We start from the raw sequence: 18751 nt of genomic DNA on the forward strand, positions 1-18751 counted from the left end.
AGCATGGCCGGGTGACGACGTCGGCCGCCCCCACCACCATCGACCGTCTGCGCGACGGCGTCCGGGGGAACGAGTGGCTCGGCTGGGCGGTGACGCTCGGGATCGGCCTGCTGGCCTTCGCGATCCGGGTCATCGGCGTGGCGCGTCCGAACGCGGTCGTGTTCGACGAGACCTACTACGCCAAGGACGCCTGGTCCCTGCTCACGCTGGGCTACGAGGGGACCTGGGCCGCCGCCGACACCTCCAATCCGCAGGTCCTGCTCGGCGACGCATCCTCGTTGGGCCCCGCCGGCTCGTTCATCGCCCATCCGCCAGTCGGCAAGTGGCTGATCGCGCTCGGCGAGGCCATGTTCGGCCTCAACACCTTCGGCTGGCGGATCATGGCAGTGGTGTTCGGGTCACTGCTCGTGGTCGCCACGATCCGGCTGGCGCGGCGCCTCTCGCGGTCGCTGCTCATCGGTGCGATGGCCGGCCTCATGCTGACCCTCGACGGCCTCGCCTTCACGATGAGCCGGATCGCCCTGTTGGACATCTTCCAGGCCACCTTCATCGTCGCCGGCGTCGCCGCGATCGTCGCGGACCGCGACGACCACCGCCATCGCCTCGCCGATGCCATGGCGGCCCGTGGGCTGACGACCCTGGGCGGCTCCTTCGGTCCACTCCTGTGGTGGCGCCCCTGGCGCTGGACGGCCGGCGTCCTGCTGGGCCTGGCCACGGGCGTCAAGTGGAACTCGGTCTACGTGATCGCCGTGTTCGGCATCCTCACGGTGCTGTGGGACGTGGGCGCGCGGCGCCTGGCCGGTGCCGGGTTCCGGTCCTGGACGGCGGTGTTGCGCGAGGGTGTGCTCGCGTTCGTGTCCATCGTCGTCACCGCGTTCGTCGTCTACGTGGCCTCCTGGGCCGGGTGGCTGAACAGCTCGGGGGCGTGGGGGCGCGACTGGGGCAGCAAGAACCCCGGCCACCCGTGGGTGTCGGCGTTCGGCGAGGGATTCGCGTCGCTGCTGAACTACCACCGGGAGATCCTCGAGTTCCACACCGGCGCCTACATCCGGGGCCAGGAGCACGCCTACGACGCACACCCGGCGGGCTGGCTGCTCATGCTGCGACCGACGAGCTTCCACGCCGAGAACGACATCGCCGCCGGTACGCAGGGCTGTCCGCCGGGCACCGAGAAGTGCGTGGCCGTCATCACCGGCATGGGCACCCCCCTCCTGTGGTGGATGGCCGCCGCCGCCCTGGCGGTCGCGCTGATCTGGTGGCTGGGCGGGCGCGACTGGCGCTTCGCGGTCCCGGTGCTGGGGACGGCCGCCACCTATCTGCCCTGGTTCGCGTCCGCGGACCGTCCCGTCTTCTTCTTCTACGCGATCACGATCATCCCCTTCTCGACGATCGCGCTGGCCATGGCGCTGGGGCTGGCGCTCGGTCCGGCCCGTGCGCCGGGCCGTCGGATCGGTGCCATCGTCGCCGGCCTCGCGGTCGGAGCGGTGGCCGCGAACTTCGCCCTCCTGTACCCGGTCCTCACCGCCGAGGTGATCCCCCACGACCAGTGGTGGGCACGCATGTGGTTGCGTTCCTGGGTGTAGCCCTTGTCCGAATCGTGACCTCCGGTGTCCGAATCGTGACCGCAACAAGGGACTCGCGGAGTTGCGCCGCAACTAGGGTGAAACGCATTGTCACCCGCCGCAGGCCCCCAGGAGGACCCACCCGTGAGCACGCCGCCGCGTCCCCGCGCGATCCTCGGCGCCCTCGCGGCCATGCTCCTGGTGGCCTGTACGGCCCAGACGATTCCCGAGGTGACCACCTCCCCACCCGTGGGGGCGGACGCGGAGCGTGACATCAACCCGCTGCCCCGCGACCGGGTGCGTGAGGGTGGGTTGTTGCGGTTCCCCATCAGCCACCTCCCCACCCAGTGGAACCCCCGCCACCCGGACGCCGATGCCGACACCCAGCGCGTCCTGGCCCCGCTGACGCCCGCGCACTTCACCCTGGACGCCGCGGGCCGGCCGACCCCGAACCCCGACTTCATCTCGGACGTCCACGCCTCGCACACCGATCACACCCTCGTGACCCTGATCCTCAACGAGCGGGCCGTGTGGGGCGACGCCACTCCCATCACCGCGGACGACTGGATCGCGACGTGGCGGGCCGCCTCCGGTCAGGTGGACGGGATCCCCCCGGACGCCACCGGCGGGTGGGACCGGGTCGCCGAGGTCCGCCAAGGTGAGACGCCCACCACCGTCCTGCTGACCTTCGAGCACGTGGACCCGGACTGGATCCAGCCGCTCGTCGCCGGCCCCCAGCGGGCCGCCGACCTCACCGGCGCGCCCGCGTTCTCCTGGAGCAGCTACGTGGACGCCCGCCACGCGAGCCCGTTCATGGTCACCCACGTGGACCGGGTGCAGGGGCTCGTCACGCTCGAACGGAACCCGCTGTGGTGGGGCGATCCTCCGAAGCTCGAGAGGATCATGTTCCGGACCGTCCCCGGGGAGGCACTCGCCGCGGCGTTCCAGCACAACGAGTTGGACGTGTGGGAGACCGGCGCCTCCAGCGACCGCCTCGCGCAATCGCGTGTCGCCGCGGACACGGCCATCCGCTCCGCCCCCGGCACGTCCGGGCGCAGTCTGCTGGTCTCCCGGTCGGGCGCGCTCGACGACGCGCGCGTCCGCCGGGCCCTCCTCCTCGCCCTCGACCGGACCGAGGTGGGCCGCGCCGAGGTGCCCGTGGGGGCCGAGCCCCCGCGCACGTGGTCCAACCCCCTGCTGCTGCCGACCCAGCCCGGTTACGCCGACCAGGGTCGCGCCACCGGCCTCACCCACGACCCTGTCCGGGCCGGCACCCTGCTGGACGAGGCGGGCTGGGTCCTCGAGGGCGGCCAGCGCATGAAGGACGGCCTGCCGCTGGTCGTGTCCTTCCTCGTGAGCCCCGGCGACGCGCGGTCCCCGGGCGAGGCCCGCGACCTCGCCGGCCAGTTGGACGCCGTGGGCATCACCCTTCGCAACGCCATCAAGGACGCCGATCTCACCCCCGTGTCGGTGCGGGTGAGCGCGTTCCCGCTCGCCCGACTGCCCGAGGGAGCCGCGGCGACGCCCGGGGCGTCCGAACTCATGCAGGAGGTGGGCACCGAGGTCGACCCCATCCGTCGCGCCGACCAGGCCAGCCAACTGGCCCGTCTCCTGTGGCAGGACGTCGTCTCGATCCCGCTCTACCAGGAGCCCGAGTTCGTCGCCGTCCGCACCGGACTGGCCAACTTCGGAGCACACGCCTTCGCCACCGTGGAGTGGGAGGACGTTGGCTGGACGTCCTGACGCGCGGGACGCTCGGGGAGTACAGTGCAGCCGTTTGCCCGGACGGTTCCGGGCCCTGAGGTGAGGTGGCGGCATGGCCCTTTGGAAGCTGCACGGTGACGGAACCCTGAAGCCCGGGGCGGTCGTCGCCCCCGATGAGCGGCTCAGCTGGGGCAAGACCGTTGGTCTGGGCGCCCAGCACGTGGTCGCGATGTTCGGCGCGACGTTCGTCTTCCCGCTCCTGATGGGCCTCAACCCCCAGCTCGCGGTGATGATGTCCGGCGTCGCGACCCTCATCTTCCTGGCCGTGGTGAAGGGCCGGGTGCCCTCCTACCTCGGCTCATCGGCATCCTTCGTGGGCGTGGCGACGGCGATCTATGCCGCCGGCGGCAACCCCAGCCACGTGTCGGGCGCGATGTTCTGGGTTGGCGTGGCCCTGCTCATCGCCGGCGTGATCATCCACTTCGCCGGATCGGGCGTGATCCACAAGGCGCTGCCGCCGGTCGTCACCGGTGCGGTGGTCATGCTGATCGGTTTCAACCTGGCCCCGGTGGTCGCCAAGACCTACTGGCCGCAGGACCAGTGGGTCGCACTCATCACCATGCTGGTGGTCGTGGTGCTGTCGGTGGGCGTGCGCGGGTTCCTGAGCCGCATCGCCATCTTCCTGTCGTTGATCTTCGGGTACGTGCTGTCGTGGGTGCTCGACCTCGCCACCGGTCCCATCACGTCGTTCTCCCCCGCCGCCGGTGAGGCGACCACGCACCTCCGCGTCGACTGGTCCGGCGTCGCCTCGGCGCCGTGGTTCGGCCTGCCCCCGGTGACTGACCTGGGCGCCTGGACGCTGCACGGCGCGAACAACGTGGTGGGCTTCCACCTCCCCTCGTTCAACGTCGCGTTCGCGCTCATCGCGCTGCCCGTGGTGATCGCCCTGATCGCCGAGAACACCGGCCACGTCAAGGCCGTCGCCGAGATGACCGGCGCGGACCTGGACGGCGAGATGGGCAAGGCCATCGGGGCGGACGGCCTGGCCTCGATGATCGCCACCGCCGGCGGCGCCGGCCCGACCACCACGTACGCCGAGAACATCGGCGTCATGGCGGCCACCCGCGTCTACTCCACCGCCGCCTACGTGGTCGCCGCCATGGTGGCGATCCTGTTCGGCTTCTCCCCGAAGTTCGGTGCCGTCATCTCGGCGACGCCGGGCGGCGTCCTGGGCGGGATCACGGTGGTGCTGTACGGCATGATCGGCCTGCTCGGCGCCAAGATCTGGAAGGAGAACCGGGTCGACTTCGGCAACCCGCTCAACCTCGTCCCGGTCTCGGCGGGCATCATCATCGGCGTCGGCGACGTCACCCTGCAGTTCAGCGACAGCTTCATCCTGGGCGGCATCGCCTTCGGCACGCTGGTGACCGTGCTCGTCCACCACCTCGCCCGCTGGCTGGCCCCCGCCGAGATGCGCGCGGACGCCGACGGTGCGGTCCTGATCATCGACCGTCCGGGCGCCTACCGGGACGACGACGCAGGATCAACCGGCGACCGCTGAGCCCCACGAGCAGCACCACCGCGCCCACGGCCACGGACTGCCACGGCAGGGTCACCGCGAGGACGGCGCACAGCACCGTGCCGAGGGCCTGAAGGGCGCCGGTGGGGCGAGCCCGTGGGAGCGGAGGGTGACCCCACCTCAGTCGTTCAGTGCCCTGCCCAGCGCGTCCAGCCTGCGTTCGATGGCCGAGACACGCTCGCCGAGCGGACCGGTGTCGCCCACGTCGGCCCCGCGAACGCCCAGCGACTCGACGGCGGGGGTACGGCGGATGAACGTCAGGTACCCGATGCCGACGGTCACCAGGAGCGCGGCCAACGCGACGAAGAAGCGGGCCAACTGCCCCTGCGCGGCCGACATGGACTGCCCCACCGCGTAGATCATCGTGAAGATGCCGCCCAGCAGCAGTCCGTTGGAGATCACGGCCATGCGGGCCGGGCGCCACAGCGACACCGCGAGGATCAGCGTCGCGCAGACCAGCAGGATGATGCTCGTGGTGAGCGACCACGTCTCCTGGGCGGAGCGCACGGCCTGCATGGCGGCTTCCTGGTCCGCGATCTGCTCCGGGGTGGGTGTCCCTTGGTACTTGTCGTAGCCGTAGTCCGGCCACTGGGGCTGGGGGTGGAACGTGTTGATGCCGATGGCCACCAGTCCGACGACGACCAGCCCCAGGAAGAACGAATAGATGACCTGCAAGAGCGAGACGGCTTTCATGGCGTCCTCCTGTTGACATGATCCCACCGGTGGGTGCTCCCCGCAGGTTTTCACCCGCCCCCGTGCCGGGGACAGGGGCTGCCTATTGTCTGGGCATGGACAGACCAGCCTGGGCCGAGGCCAGCGACCTGATGCGCGACTACTACGACCACGAGTGGGGCCTGCCCGTGCGGGACACACCGGGTGTCTACGAGCGCATCGTGCTGGAGGGGTTCCAGTCAGGGCTCTCGTGGGCGGTGGTGTTGCGCAAGCGGCCCGCCTTCCGGTCTGCGTTCCACGACTTCGACCCCGAGGCGGTGGCCCGCTACACCGAGGCCGACGTCGAGCGACTGCTCGCCGACGCGGGCATCGTCCGCAACCGCCGCAAGATCGAGGCGGCGATCACCAACGCACGCGCCACCGCGGCGATGACGGACGCCGGACTCGACCTGGCGGGGCTGGTCTGGTCGTTCCGCCCGGCCGACCCGACGCTGGGGGCGGACGCCACCCAGTCGCCGGAGTCCGTCGCGCTGTCGAAGGCCCTCAAGAAGCACGGCTTCGTGTTCGTCGGTCCCGTCACGATGTTCGCCCTGATGCAGGCGATCGGGATCCTGGAACACCGCGGGCGGGAGGCCCCGGTGGGCCGGGCCGGCGCTCAGGCGTGGGCCTGACCGGGGGTCGATCCCTTCGACGGGGCCGGCGGCACGCCGTCCGCGCCCTCGGAGCGCACCGCGTGCCCGCCGAACTGGTTGCGCATGGCCGCGATCATCTTCATGGTCGGGCTGTCCTCCTGTTGGCTGACGAAGCGGGCGAACAGGGCTGCGGAGATCGTCGGCACCGGGACACCGAGGTCGACGGCCGCGTTCACGGTCCAGCGCCCCTCCCCGGAGTCGGCGGCGTAGCCCTCGATCCTGTCGAGGTGCGGGTCCTCGTCCATGGCGCGCACCATCAGGTCGAGCAGCCAGGAACGGATGACGGTGCCCACGCGCCACGACTCGAACACGGCGGGCACGTCCGTGACGATGTCCGCCCGCTCCAGCAGTTCCCAGCCCTCGGCGTACGCCTGCATGAGGCCGTACTCGATGCCGTTGTGCACCATCTTGGCGAAGTGGCCGGCGCCGACCTCGCCGGCGTGCACGAAGCCGGAGTCGCCCTCGGGCTTGAGCGCATCGAAGATGGGCTGGGCCACGGCGACGGCGTCAGCCGCGCCACCGACCATGAGCGCATACCCGTTCTCGAGCCCCCACACACCGCCGGAGGTGCCGCAGTCGATGAAGCGGATGCCCTTGGCGGCCAGTTCGTCGGCGTGGCGCTGGTCGGCGGTCCACTTGCTGTTGCCACCATCGATGATGATGTCGCCCTCGGACAGGCGGCCCGCGAGTTCACCGATGACGGCGTCGGTGACCTTGCCCGCCGGCACCATCACCCAGACGACGCGGGGAGAGTCCGTGAGTTGGGCGACGAGGTCGGCCTGGTCCTTCGCGTCCGAGATGTCGGGGTTCGTGTCGAACCCGATGACGGTGTGGCCGGCGCGGCGGAGCCGCTCGCGCATGTTGCCGCCCATCTTGCCCAGTCCGATCAGTCCCAGCTGCATGATGCTCCCCTTCGTCGCTTGTCTCGCGTGGTCGCCCAGACTCACGGTGAGCCTAGTCGGGCGTCAGCCGCAGTACCACGGATGGGGTCGAGTGGCTGGGCCCGTCAAGGCGCCCCCCGGTCCCGCGGACTAGACTCACCGCCGAAGCCGATGCCCCTGTGTCGGTTCCCCCCGATCTCTTGAGGTAGTTCGTGAACAGCACGCCGAGGACGCCGTCCACCGTTCCGAGCCGACGCAGCACCGCGGTCCTGTTGTCCCTGGCGGGGGCCGCCGTGGCCGCCTATGTGGCGGCGTGGTTGGTGGGTCTCGACCTGGCGACGCGTCCGCCGCTCCCGGCGCGCATCCAGGCCGACGACGTGACCGGCCTGATCTCCCTGCTCGGCGACCTGACGGCACGGCTGGCAGCCTTCGGCACCCTGGGTGCCCTCACCGCCATCGTCGGCTTCGCGCCGCGCAATCCCGACCACACCCTCACCGAGGGCGGCCGCCGCCTGCTGCCGTGGGCCGGCCGCCTCGGCCAGGTCTGGTTCGCCGCGTCGCTGCTGAACACGTTCGCCAACCCGGCCTACGTGAACGGCGTCCCCATCGGGGTGACGCTGCGTCCCGAGGCGTGGTGGACGTTCGTGTGGGCCTCCCCCTCGGGCCTGGCGTGGCTCGCGTCCGCGATCGTGGCCGCCGCCATCGTGGTCGCGTCCTACGGGAGCCGGCACTGGGCGAGCAGCCTGCTGGGACTGGTGGCCGGTACGGTCGCGCTGGCGTTCGTGACGGTGACCGGCAACGTCACCGTGGGTCTCGACCACGACTGGGCGACGGACGCCGCGGTGGCCGTGGTCTTCACGGTGGTTCCGCTCCTGACCGCGGCCGTGGGTGCCTGGCTCGGTGGGACGCCGGCGTCCGTCATGCGCTACCAGCGGCTCGTGCCACCCCTGCTGCTCGTCACCACGGCGGGCCACGGCGTCATCGCCTGGCAACAGCTCGCGGGCCTGCCGGCCACCACCACCCCGTACGGCCTGTGGACGATCGTGATCCTCGTGGTCCTGGGTCTCTTCGCGCTCAGCTGGGCCGTCCGGCAGTTCGTCGGCGGCCGGACGGCGGGCAGCCTCGGGCGCGACGTCATCCTGGCCGTCGCGTACGTGACCGCCGTGACCGCGGAGAACCACGTCCCCACGCCCCGGTTCCTCGAGCCGCAGTCCATCATGGTCAACTACCTGGGCTACGAGGTGACCGTGGCCCCCACGATCTCGTTGCTCGTCAGCCCGGGGCGGCCGAACCTGCTGTGGATCGGCATCGCGACGTTCGCCCTGGGCTCCTATGCGCTCGGCGTCCTGCGCGCGCGCCAGCGGGGCGAGCGCTGGCCGATCGGCCGCACCGTGGCGTGGGCGGCCGCCTGGTTGCTCACCCTGTTCCTGGCCGTCACCGGGATGTGGGAGTACTCGACGGTCCAGTACAGCTGGCACATGGTCGTGCACATGACCGTGAACATGCTGGTCCCGGTGCTGGGCGTGCTCGGCGCTCCCCTGGCTCTGGTCCGGGCGGCGTCGACCCCTTCGGAGACGCACGTCTCGCTCGGCTCGGCCCTGGACTCCCTGGAGTCGCACCGCCTGTGGCAGTTCCTCACGAGCCCACCCGTCGCCTGGGTGGCCTACGTGGGCAGCCTCTTCGCGGTGTACTACACGCCCGCCTTCGCCTGGCTGATGAAGTACCACTGGGCCCACCAGTTGATGCTGCTGGTGTTCATGATGACCGGCTACTTCTTCTTCACGATGATCATCGGCTCCGACCGCACCAGCAAGCAGCTGCCGCACCTGCTCAAGCTCGCCCTGGTCATCTCGATCATGCCGTTCCACGCGGTGTTCGCGGTGGGCATCCTCTCGTCCCAGACCCTCCTCGGCGCCGCGTTCTACGAGACGATCCAGGTCCCCTGGCTGCCCGACCACGCCGCCCTGTTGGCCGACCAGAACATCGCCGGACAGGCGTCCTGGTTCCTCGGGGAGGTCCCCCTGTTCGTGGTCATCGCCGCGCTCGCGTGGCAGTGGTTCCGCTCCGACAGCCGCGAGGCCAGCACCATCGACGAGGCCGCGGACGCCGGCACCGACGACTCCTTCGACGCCTACAACGACATGCTGGCCGAGCTGGCCAGGCGTGACGAGCAGATGGCCCGCGAGGCCCAGTTGAGGCGGCTGGAGTCGTGACCGCGACCCCGGAGGCCCCCCTCACCAGCGGGCTGGACCAACGCGTCGAGCTCGACGTCTCGGGCATGACGTGCGCCGCCTGCGCGAACCGCATCGAGAAGAAGCTCAACAAGATGCCCGGCGTCCGGGCGACGGTGAACTACGCCACCGAGCGCGCGGTCATCCTCGGCCTGCCACCGGAGAAGGCGCCGGACGCCGTGGGCGTGGTCGAGGCCGCCGGCTACGGCGCCTCCCCCGTCGTGGAGGGTGAGGAGGGGCAGGGCTACGCCGACCGCGTGAAGATGCTCCGCAACCGCCTCATCGTGGCTGCCCTGCTCACCGTCCCGCTGGGCGACGTCGCGATCGTGCTGGCGCTGGCACCGCAGATGCGGTTCCCCGGCTGGCAGTGGATCCTGCTCGTCGCCTCGCTGCCGGTCATCTTCTGGAGCGCCTGGCCGTTCCACAAGGCGGCGTGGCGCAACCTGCGGCACGGGTCGACGTCCATGGACACGCTGGTGTCGCTGGGCATCCTCGCCGCGTTCACGTGGTCACTGGTCTCGACCATCCTCGGCACCGAGGACACCACCGGCTACTGGCTCGGCTACGGCATCGCGCCGGCCGGCGCCGACTCGCTCTACCTCGAGGTCGCCGCCGCCGTGACGACCTTCCTGCTGGGCGGCCGCTACATGGAGGCGCGCTCCAAGAAGTCGGCACGCTCGGTGTTGTCGGCGCTCGGACGGTTGGCACCCACCTCGGTGCGGGTCATCCGTGACGGCGTGGAGTCGGTCATCCCGATCGGCGAGCTGCGGGTGGGCGACCGCTTCGGCGTCCGCCCCGGCGAACGCATCGCGACCGACGGCACCGTCGTCATGGGTTCCTCCGCCATCGACACGTCGATGATGACGGGTGAGCCGGTGCCCCGCGAGGTCACCGAGGGGGACGCGGTCCTGGGCGGCACGATCAACACCACCGGTGCTCTCATCGTGCGGGCCGAGCGCGTCGGCGCCCACACCCAGCTGGCCCAGATGGCCGCGACCGCCGAGCAGGCGCAGGCCCGCAAGGCGGCCGTCCAGACGATGGTCGACAAGGTGGTCGGGTGGTTCGTCCCCGTGGTGCTCGTCATCGCGCTGGTCACGCTCGCTGCCTGGCTGCTGGCCGGCGGTGGGGTGCGCGCGGCGTTCTCAGCGGCCCTGTCCGTGCTGATCATCGCCTGCCCGTGCGCGTTGGGGCTGGCCACGCCGACCGCGCTCATGGTGGGCGTCGGGCGCGGCGGACAGCTGGGCATCCTGATCAAGGGCCCGGACGCCCTCGAGGCCTCCGGCGTCATCGACACCGTCGTGCTCGACAAGACGGGCACCCTGACCACGGGCGAGATGCGCGTGGAGTCGGTGCGCTCCCACGAGGGGGGCGACCCGGACGCCGTGCTGGCCCTCGCCGCCGCCGTCGAGCACCACTCCGAGCACCCGATCGCGCGCGCCGTCGTCCGGCGGGCCGCGGATGCGGGCGTGGGGGTGCCCCGGGCGACCGGGATGATCGCGCTGCCCGGCCTGGGTGCGACCGGCGAGGTCGACGGCCGGACGGTCGTGGTGGGCAACCCGGGGTTGTTCCGCCAGCGCGGGATCGCCGTGGATGGGGCGGCCGAGGCCGCGCTCGAGGCGTCCGCCGGAGCGGGACGCACCGCCGTGCTGGTGGGCGTCGGCGACGAGCTCGTCGGCATCATCGAGGTGGCCGACACGATCAAGGACTCGGCCGCCGCCGCGGTCGCCCGCCTCAAGGAGATGGGCCTGCGGACGGTCCTGCTGACCGGTGACCGCCGGGCGGCCGGCGAGGCCATCGGGGGGATCGTCGGTGTCGACGAGGTCATCGCCGAGGTCCTCCCGATCGACAAGTCAGCCGTGATCGAGCGCCTCCAGAACGAGGGCCGTCGGGTCGCCATGGTGGGCGACGGCATCAACGACGCCGCGGCGCTGGCGTCCGCCAACCTGGGCCTGGCCGTGATGTCGGGGACCGACGTCGCGATGAAGTCGGCCGACATCATCCTGGTCCGGCGTGACCTCAACGTCATCCCGGACGCCATCGCCCTGGCCCGGCGCACGTTGCGCACGATCAAGGGCAACCTCGTGTGGGCGTTCGGTTACAACATCGCCGCCATCCCGCTGGCCGCGCTCGGGCTGCTGAACCCGCTCATCGCCGGGTTCGCGATGTCCCTGTCCTCGGTGTTCGTGGTGTCGAACTCCACGCGCCTGCGGAGGTTCACCCCGGGCCGCTGAGGTCAGAAGTCGTACGCGCCGGCGACGACACCCGTCTCGGACGGCGAGCCGGCACCGGGAGTGGAGGTGGCGGCGCGCACGCGGGGATCGGTCTTCGTCTCCGGCATCACCCAGTAGACGACACCGGAACCGATGCAGAGCAGCACCATCGTGACCTGGAACACCCAGAAGGAGTCGTTGGCCACCATCGCGGTGGCCAGAACGGGCGCGAGGCCGCCGAACAGGGCGACCGCGATGCCATAGGGCAGGGAGATGCCGGCCGCGCGCACCTCGGGCGGGAACTGCTCGGCCATCACCGCGGCGAGCGACCCGGCGTAGGCCGCCAAGAGCACCGCGCTCACCGAGACGGCGACGAGCACGCTGGACATCGTCTGCCCCACCGTGTTCAGCAGCGGGATGAAGGTGACGGCCGAACCGACGGCGAAGAACAGCAGCATCGGGCGGCGTCCGAATCGGTCGGACAGGTACCCCGACACCGGCTGCAGGATCGTGAACAGCGCCAGGCCCAGCATCGCCGCCAGCTGCGCCTCGCGGAGTTCGACGCCGGTGTGCAGGTGGAGCACCGAGGGCAGGGAGATGAACCAGAACTGGACCAGCGCGGTGCCGGCCGCCACCAGGCCGATGACGCGCAGCGCGGCCCGGGGGTGGTCACGCAGCACGCTCGTGAGAGGACGACTCATCACGCGGCCGTTCTCCTTGACCCGGGTGAACGCCTCCGTGTCCGGCACCACCCTGCGCAGCCACAGCCCCAGGAGGCCGAGCACCCCACCGATGCCGAAGGCGACCCGCCAACCCCAGTCGGCCAGGGCCGCGTCGGAGAGCGTGGCGAACATCACGGCCGCGAGGATGGACGCCAGGAGCGTGCCCATCCCCACCGAGACCTGCTGCCAGGACCCGGCCCAGGCCCGGCGTCCGGGGGGTGCGTTCTCGACGAGGAAGACGGAGGAGGTCCCGAACTCACCGCCGGCCGAGAAGCCCTGGATGCAGCGCCCCACGGTCAGCAGCACCGGGGCGAGGACGCCCACCTGCCCGTAGGTGGGGAGCAACGCGATCAGCAGGCTGCCCCCCGCCATGAGCAGGATCGCCAACGTCAGTCCGGCACGACGGCCGTGGCGGTCCGCGTAGGATCCGAGGATCGCGCCACCGAGGGGCCGGAAGAAGAAGCCCACCGCGAAGATCGTGAAGCCGGCGAGGATCTGCGCGAGATGGTCCCCCAGGGGGAAGAACGAGGCCGCGAAGACCGGCACGAAGAATCCGTAGACCGCCCAGTCGAACCACTCCACGAGGTTTCCGACCGTGCCGGCGAACAGGGAGCGGCGCCTCGTCCGGGCACGCTGTGCCTCACGTTGGGCGGCCTTCGTCATGCGCGATGTCCCTCCTGAAACTCTGTGCAGCGTACTCGGCGACCGCACGGCGATCCACCTTTCCCGTGGGGCGCAAGGGGAGAGTGGCAAGGCCGAGCACGTCCTTGGGCCGCTCGGCGGGTGCCAGGTGCGCGGTGGCGGCGGCCACGGCGTCCGCGCTCGGGGTGGGGTCTGCGGTGGTGACGGCCACGACGCGCTGGCCCCAGTGGGAGTCCGGGACGCCCACGACCACCCACTGCCCGCCCAGCGGGGCCAGCGCCGCCTCGACGCGCGCGGGGTGGACGTTCACGCCCCCGGAGATGACCACGTCGTCGGCCCGGCCCAGGACGCTGAGGCGACCGTCGTCCATGCTGCCCAGGTCGTTGGTGACGAACCACCGGTCGTCGGAGAAGGGCTGGTCGGCCGTGTCCAGGTAGCGCGTGAGCAGGGTGGCGCCGCCGAGCTGGATCCGTCCGTCCACGACGCGGACGGCCACTCCGTCCAGCGGGACGCCGTCGTACACGCAGCCACCGCTGGTCTCGGTCGACCCGTAGGTCCGGACGATCCTGGCGCCGGCATCCGCTGCTCGGGCGGCGAGGTCCGGCGCGAGGGCCGCCCCACCCACGAGGATCGCCTCGAAACCGCCGAGCAACTGCGGAGCCGTCCCGACGATGCCGTGGAGCTGGGTCGGCACGAGGGACAAGTAGTGCGGGACCCCCGGCACCAAGCGGGAGAGCGCCTCCTCGAAGAGGAGCGGGTCGAAGCCGCGGCGCGGCGCGTAGACGACCGGACGGTGCCCGGCCAGCGCACTGCGGTTGATCACCTGGAAGCCCGCCACCGCGTCCACCGGGAGCGAGGTCAGCCACTGTCCCGGGCCGGCGAGACGGTCGTGGGTGGCGCGGGCGGAGGCCTCGAGCGCCCGCCGGGACAGGCCCACGAGGCGACCTCGCCCATCGGTCGACCCCGACGTCCGGATCACCACGTCGACCCCGTCGAGGGGCTGGGCGATGCGCTCCACGACGCTCGCGAACGCCTCCTTGGAACCGGCCATCACGATGACCGGTTCCGATGGGGGTTCCGCACGGAGCAGGTCGTACAGCGAGTCGACCGCAGCGGCGGAGGTGCCCCCTCCGCCCCAGATGAGGGGACGCATCAGAAGTAGTACGGGTAGCCCGTCCAGTCAGGGTCCCTGCGTTCGACGAACGCATCGCGCCCTTCCTGGGCCTCCTGCGTCATGTAGGCGAGACGCGTCGCCTCACCGGCGAACACCTGCTGGCCGGCCAGCCCGTCGTCGGCGAGGTTGAAGGCGAACTTGAGCATCCGGATCGCCTGCGGCGACTTGGTCGCGATGATGCGGGCGTACTCCAGGGCGAGGTCCTCGATCCGGTCGTGATCGGCGACCTCGTTGACGACGCCCCAGCGCTCGGCGTCCTCGGCGGAGTACTCGCGGGCCAGGAAGAAGATCTCGCGGGCCCGCTTGTCGCCGGCCTGCCGGGCCAGGAGGGCCGAGCCGTAGCCGGCGTCGAAGGAGCCGACGTTGGCGTCCGTCTGCATGAAGCGGGCCTCCTGCCGGGAGGCGATGGAGAGGTCGCAGACGACGTTCAACGAGTGTCCGCCGCCGGCCGCCCAGCCCGAGACCACGGCGATGACCACCTTCGGCATCGTCCGGATCAGTCGCTGCACCTCGAGGATGTGCAGGCGCCCGGCCCGCGCCGGGTCGATCTGCTCACGCCGCTGGGCGGGGGCCGCCTCGTCGTCGGCGCCGTCCACCTCGTAGCGGTAGCCGTCCCTGCCCCGGATGCGCTGGTCGCCGCCGGAGCAGAACGCCCAGCCGCCGTCCTTGGGCGAGGGCCCGTTGCCGGTGAGGATCACCGTGCCCACGTCCGAGGTCATCCGCGCGTGGTCGAGGGCCCGGTACAACTCGTCGACCGTGTGGGGCCGGAACGCGTTGCGCACCTCGGGCCGGTCGAAGGCGATGCGGACGACCGGGAGGTCCGCCCCTTCGGGGGTGATCCCCCGGTGGTAGGTGATGTCGGTCAGGTCGAAGCCTTCGACGGCGCGCCAGCGGGTCGGATCGAACGGGTTGCCCATGGTGGCCCAGCCTACCGACGGCGAAAGGTAAGGTTGACCACCGTGACGACGCCCGAGCAGAACGCCGCCTTCGCCCTCGAGGAGCCGTTCGCGACATCCCTGCGCCGCGGGCTCCCGCTGGTCTGGGCGACCGGCTCCGGCGCGGACCTGACGGCCATGCTCGGCTGGGGGGAGTCGTTCCGCGCCACCGCCCGCGGGATGGACCGTTTCGGGAGCCTGGACGAGGCCTTCAATCGCTGGGCGGCCACCCTCGAGCCGGGAGCCAACCCCGTCGCCTTCGCGACGTGCTCGTTCGCCGACGACTCCTCGGCCGAGTCGGTCCTGATCGTCCCGGCCCTGCTCGGGCGCTGGAGCGGTGGCGTCCTCACCGTCACGCCCAACGGTGTCCCCACCCGGGCCGTGCTCCCCCGTCCGACCGAACCGCGGGAGTTCGAGGAGTTGGAGCTGCTGCCCGGCACCCTCACCCGCCAGCGCTACCGGCAGGCCGTCCAGGCCGCCGTCAACCGGATCACCGACGGCGAGGTCGAGAAGGTCGTCGTGGCCCGCGACCTGTTCGCCAGCTCACCGGACCCCCTCGACATCTCCGCCCTGCTCGCCCGCCTGCAGGAGGCCAACACCTCCAGCTGGACGTTCCACGTCGACGGGTTGGTCGGCGCCTCCCCCGAGATGCTGATCGCGACCCGGGGTGACCGGGTTCGCTCCCAGGTGCTCGCCGGCTCGGCACCGGTGACCGGCGACGTCGGCCTCGACGACATCACCGCGACGCGCCTGAAGGCGTCCGCCAAGGACTTCGCCGAGCACGCCTACGCCGCACGTTCGGTGGCGGACCGGTTGGTCACCGTGGCCGACGTCGCCACGCGCGACCCCGAGGTCAAGCGGCTGAGCCGCATCATGCACCTGGCCACCGACATCAGTGGCACGCTGCGCGAGCACCACTCGAGCCTCGCGCTGGCCGGCATCGTCCACCCGAGCGCCGCGGTGTGCGGGACACCGACGGACGTGGCGTTCCGGGTGATCGCCGAGCTCGAGGGCTTCGACCGCGGTCGCTACGCCGGGCCCGTGGGCTGGGTGGACGCCGCGGGTGACGGCGAGTTCGTCATCGCCCTGCGGTGCGGTCAGGTCACCGACGACGGCACCGGCATCCGCCTGTTCGCCGGCGGGGGCATCGTGGCCGGGTCGGTCCCCAGCGACGAGCTCGCCGAGACGGCCCGAAAGTTCCTGCCGATGTACGAGGCCCTCTCCCCGGTGGACCGTCCGTGATCCTCACCTGGGCCACGCCGCTGCGGGACCGGTTCCGCAACCTCACCGAGCGCGACGGGGTCCTGGTGCGCGGCCCGGCCGGGTGGGGCGAGTTCTCCCCGTTCTGGGACTACGACGACGCCACCTGCGTCCCGTGGCTGCGCGCGGCGGTCGAGGCGGCCACGCTCCCCTTCCCGGACGCCGTGCGCGACACCGTCCCCGTGAACGCCACCGTCCCCGCCGTGGGAGCCGAGCGGGCCGCCGAGATCGTCCGCGCCTCCGGCTGCACGACGGTCAAGGTGAAGGTGGCCCAGGCCGGGCAGTCGCTGGCCGACGACCTCGACCGCGTCGCCGCGGTCCGGGACGCGCTGGGTCCGGGCGGGCACGTCCGGGTGGACGCCAACGCCGCCTGGTCGCTGGCCGACGCCGTCGCCGCACTGCCCCGCCTCGACCGGGCCGCGGGTGGCCTCGAGTACGCCGAGCAGCCCGTCGCCTCCGTCGAGGACCTCGCGCGCGTCCGCCGCTCCGTTTCCGTGCCCATCGCGGCGGACGAGTCGATCCGCCGGGCGTCGGACCCGTACGCCGTCGTCCGGGCCGGGGCCGCCGATGTGATCGTGGTGAAGGTGCAGCCCTTGGGTGGTGTCCGCGCGTGCCTGGCCCTGGCCGAGGAGCTGGGGCTGCCCGTCACCGTGTCGTCCGCGCTGGAGTCGTCGGTCGGCATCGCCGCCGGTGTCGCCCTGGCCGCCGCACTGCCCCGCACCAACGCCGCGGGCCTGGCCACCGTCGCGATGTTCCGCTCGGACGTCACGACCAGCCCCCTCCTCCCCGACGGCGGCGCGCTCCCCGTCCGCCGCCCCACCCCGGACGCCGTGCGCCCGGCCGCCCCCGAGGTGGACCGCGCCTGGCGCGAGCGCCTCGACCGCGTGGCCCGTCTCGCCGGGATCGACCTGCAGGAGGTGCTCGCATGACCTCGACCCAGATGGCCCGCGAGATCGTCACCCAACTCGTCGCGGCGGGCGTGCGCGATGTGGTGCTGGCCCCCGGATCACGCTCGGCACCGATGGCCTACGCCGTGGCGGACGCCGAGGCCGCCGGCTGGCTGCGCGCCCACGTGCGCGTCGACGAGCGGACCGCGGGGTACTTCGCCCTCGGGCTCGCCAGGGCGGCCCTCCACCGGGGCGAGCCGCGCGCGGTCGCCCTCGTCACCACGTCCGGCACCGCCGTGGCCAACCTGCACCCGGCCGTGCTGGAGGCCTCTCACGCGGGGGTCCCGCTGCTCGTCGTCAGCACCGACCGCCCGCACGAGTGGCACCGGACGGGCGCCAACCAGACCACGATCCAGACCGGGATCTTCGCCGACGCCCCACGCGCCGTCGCCGAGCTGCCGGCCCGGGCGAACCCGGCAGCGGTCCGCGGCCACGTCACGCGCCTGATCGCGGCCGCGCTCGGCACGCTCACCCGGGATCCGGGGCCGGCGCACCTGAACGTGTCGTTCGCCGAGCCGCTCGTCCCGGGCTCCCGGTGGGAGCTCGGCGTCCCGCCCGAACCGGTCCGTGTGCAGCCCGCGCTCGATCCCGTCGCGACACCGCTGCCGGCCGGACGGCGCACGCTCGCCGTGGCCGGCGACGGCGCGGGGCCGGACGCCGCAGCGCTGGCGCACGCCGCCGGGTGGCCGCTGCTGGCCGAACCCTCCTCCGGCGCACGCTCGGGCGACGCCATCGTCCACTACCTCGCCCTGATCGCGGCCGGTCTGGCCGCGGAGGTCGAGCGGGTGGTCGTGTTCGGCCACCCGACGCTGAGCCGGCCCATCTCCCGGCTGCTGTCGAACCGGGACGCCGAGGTCGTCGTCGTCAGCCCCACCGCACGGTGGACCGACGTCACCGGGGCCGCGTCGGCCGTGGTGGGGGCCATCGAGGCGCCCGAGCCCGCGGCGTCCGACCTCGCGTGGCTGCGGAGGTGGCGGGACGCCGACGCCGCCGTCGACAAGGCGGCCACGCCGATCCAGCGTGCCGCGCTCGCGCTGTGGGCGACCGACACCGCGCTGTTGCTCGGCTCCTCCAACACGATCCGGGCCTTCGACGCCGTGGCGCCGGGAGCCGAGCGGGCGGCGTCCGTGTTCGCCAACCGCGGCCTGGCCGGGATCGACGGCCTCATCTCGACCGCACGTGGCCTCGCCGCGGGGCTGGGCGAACCGGTCCGGGTGGTCCTCGGAGACCTGTCGTTCGTGCACGACCTGGGCGGCCTCGCGCAGGGGGACCTCGAAGCGGAACAGGATCTCCAGGTGATCGTCCTCGACGACCATGGGGGTGGGATCTTCGCCACGCTCGAGCACGCGGGAGCGGTGGACGCGACGTTCAACCGCTTCTTCGCCACCCCGCAGCACGTGGACGCCGTGGCCGCCGCTCGGGCCCTGGGCGTCCGGGCGCAGGAGGTCGCGATCGACGACCTGCCCCAGGCCCTGGCCGAGCCTGTCCGGGGCGCCAGCCTGATCCTCGTTCCGCTGCCGCCGGTCGGACGCGGTTGAGG

At 72.1% G+C, this 18751-nt stretch carries 14 protein-coding genes; 9 read left to right on the top strand and 5 right to left on the bottom strand.

Going from position 1 to position 18751, the window contains the following annotated elements; all coding sequences use genetic code 11:
- Positions 1–11 precede the first annotated feature (11 nt).
- The 3 genes from AC5YDA_RS11425 to AC5YDA_RS11435 all read left to right on the top strand — a co-directional run bounded on the left by AC5YDA_RS11425 (position 12) and on the right by AC5YDA_RS11435 (position 4827).
- Positions 12–1583: a dolichyl-phosphate-mannose--protein mannosyltransferase gene (locus AC5YDA_RS11425; protein WP_496188496.1), complete on the top strand. Its 1572-nt coding sequence runs from the start codon at positions 12–14 to the stop codon at positions 1581–1583.
- 123 nt (positions 1584–1706) lie between these two features.
- Positions 1707–3305 (top strand): ABC transporter substrate-binding protein, encoded by a 1599-nt coding sequence (locus AC5YDA_RS11430; RefSeq protein WP_496188495.1) that lies wholly within the window; start codon positions 1707–1709, stop codon positions 3303–3305.
- A gap of 73 nt (positions 3306–3378) precedes the next feature.
- Positions 3379–4827, top strand: a complete 1449-nt coding sequence (locus tag AC5YDA_RS11435; protein WP_496188494.1) for a uracil-xanthine permease family protein — start codon at positions 3379–3381, stop codon at positions 4825–4827.
- A 138-nt stretch (positions 4828–4965) separates the two neighbouring features.
- Here AC5YDA_RS11435 and AC5YDA_RS11440 read toward each other — a convergent pair whose 3' ends face one another.
- Positions 4966–5538 (bottom strand): hypothetical protein, encoded by a 573-nt coding sequence (locus tag AC5YDA_RS11440; RefSeq protein ID WP_496188493.1) that lies wholly within the window; start codon positions 5536–5538, stop codon positions 4966–4968.
- Positions 5539–5633: 95 nt separating this feature from the next.
- Here AC5YDA_RS11440 and AC5YDA_RS11445 point away from each other — a divergent pair, with 95 nt between their 5' ends.
- Positions 5634–6188 (top strand): DNA-3-methyladenine glycosylase I, encoded by a 555-nt coding sequence (locus tag AC5YDA_RS11445; protein ID WP_496188492.1) that lies wholly within the window; start codon positions 5634–5636, stop codon positions 6186–6188.
- Here the strand turns inward: AC5YDA_RS11445 and gnd are convergent.
- Positions 6173–7111, bottom strand: a complete 939-nt coding sequence (gene gnd, locus AC5YDA_RS11450; RefSeq protein WP_496188491.1) for a phosphogluconate dehydrogenase (NAD(+)-dependent, decarboxylating) — start codon at positions 7109–7111, stop codon at positions 6173–6175. The two genes, AC5YDA_RS11445 and gnd, sit on opposite strands and share 16 nt — an antisense overlap.
- Before the next feature lie 191 nt (positions 7112–7302).
- On the opposite strand from gnd, the gene AC5YDA_RS11455 reads away from it, so the two are divergent.
- Both AC5YDA_RS11455 and AC5YDA_RS11460 read left to right on the top strand, forming a co-directional pair.
- Positions 7303–9303 carry a cytochrome c oxidase assembly protein gene (locus tag AC5YDA_RS11455; protein ID WP_496188490.1) on the top strand — a complete coding sequence of 667 codons (2001 nt, stop codon included), beginning with the start codon at positions 7303–7305 and terminating at the stop codon, positions 9301–9303.
- Between the two features lie 65 nt (positions 9304–9368).
- Positions 9369–11552 carry a heavy metal translocating P-type ATPase gene (locus tag AC5YDA_RS11460; protein ID WP_496188509.1) on the top strand — a complete coding sequence of 728 codons (2184 nt, stop codon included), beginning with the start codon at positions 9369–9371 and terminating at the stop codon, positions 11550–11552.
- A gap of 2 nt (positions 11553–11554) precedes the next feature.
- On the opposite strand, the gene AC5YDA_RS11465 is transcribed toward AC5YDA_RS11460, so the two are convergent.
- From AC5YDA_RS11465 to AC5YDA_RS11475, 3 genes are read right to left on the bottom strand one after another with little or no spacing between them, the layout of a single operon-like run.
- Positions 11555–12916 (bottom strand): MFS transporter, encoded by a 1362-nt coding sequence (locus AC5YDA_RS11465; RefSeq protein WP_496188489.1) that lies wholly within the window; start codon positions 12914–12916, stop codon positions 11555–11557.
- Positions 12894–14048: an AMP-binding protein gene (locus AC5YDA_RS11470; protein WP_496188488.1), complete on the bottom strand. Its 1155-nt coding sequence runs from the start codon at positions 14046–14048 to the stop codon at positions 12894–12896. The genes AC5YDA_RS11465 and AC5YDA_RS11470 overlap by 23 nt, the downstream gene beginning before the upstream one ends.
- Complete coding sequence (locus AC5YDA_RS11475; RefSeq protein ID WP_496188487.1) at positions 14048–14986, bottom strand: 1,4-dihydroxy-2-naphthoyl-CoA synthase; 939 nt, start codon at positions 14984–14986, stop codon at positions 14048–14050. The genes AC5YDA_RS11470 and AC5YDA_RS11475 overlap by 1 nt, the downstream gene beginning before the upstream one ends.
- Positions 14987–15028: 42 nt before the next feature.
- Here AC5YDA_RS11475 and AC5YDA_RS11480 point away from each other — a divergent pair, with 42 nt between their 5' ends.
- From AC5YDA_RS11480 to menD, 3 genes are read left to right on the top strand one after another with little or no spacing between them, the layout of a single operon-like run.
- Positions 15029–16246, top strand: a complete 1218-nt coding sequence (locus AC5YDA_RS11480; RefSeq protein ID WP_496188486.1) for an isochorismate synthase — start codon at positions 15029–15031, stop codon at positions 16244–16246.
- Positions 16243–17193, top strand: a complete 951-nt coding sequence (locus AC5YDA_RS11485) for an o-succinylbenzoate synthase (RefSeq protein WP_496188485.1) — start codon at positions 16243–16245, stop codon at positions 17191–17193. The genes AC5YDA_RS11480 and AC5YDA_RS11485 overlap by 4 nt, the downstream gene beginning before the upstream one ends.
- The gene (gene menD, locus AC5YDA_RS11490) at positions 17190–18749 is read left to right on the top strand and encodes a 2-succinyl-5-enolpyruvyl-6-hydroxy-3-cyclohexene-1-carboxylic-acid synthase (RefSeq protein ID WP_496188484.1); all 1560 of its coding nucleotides are present in this window, start codon (positions 17190–17192) and stop codon (positions 18747–18749) included. Before AC5YDA_RS11485 ends, menD begins: the two co-directional genes overlap by 4 nt.
- The last annotated feature ends 2 nt before the right edge of the window (positions 18750–18751 follow it).

The sequence above is a fragment of the Propioniciclava sp. LT294 genome (assembly GCF_059516005.1).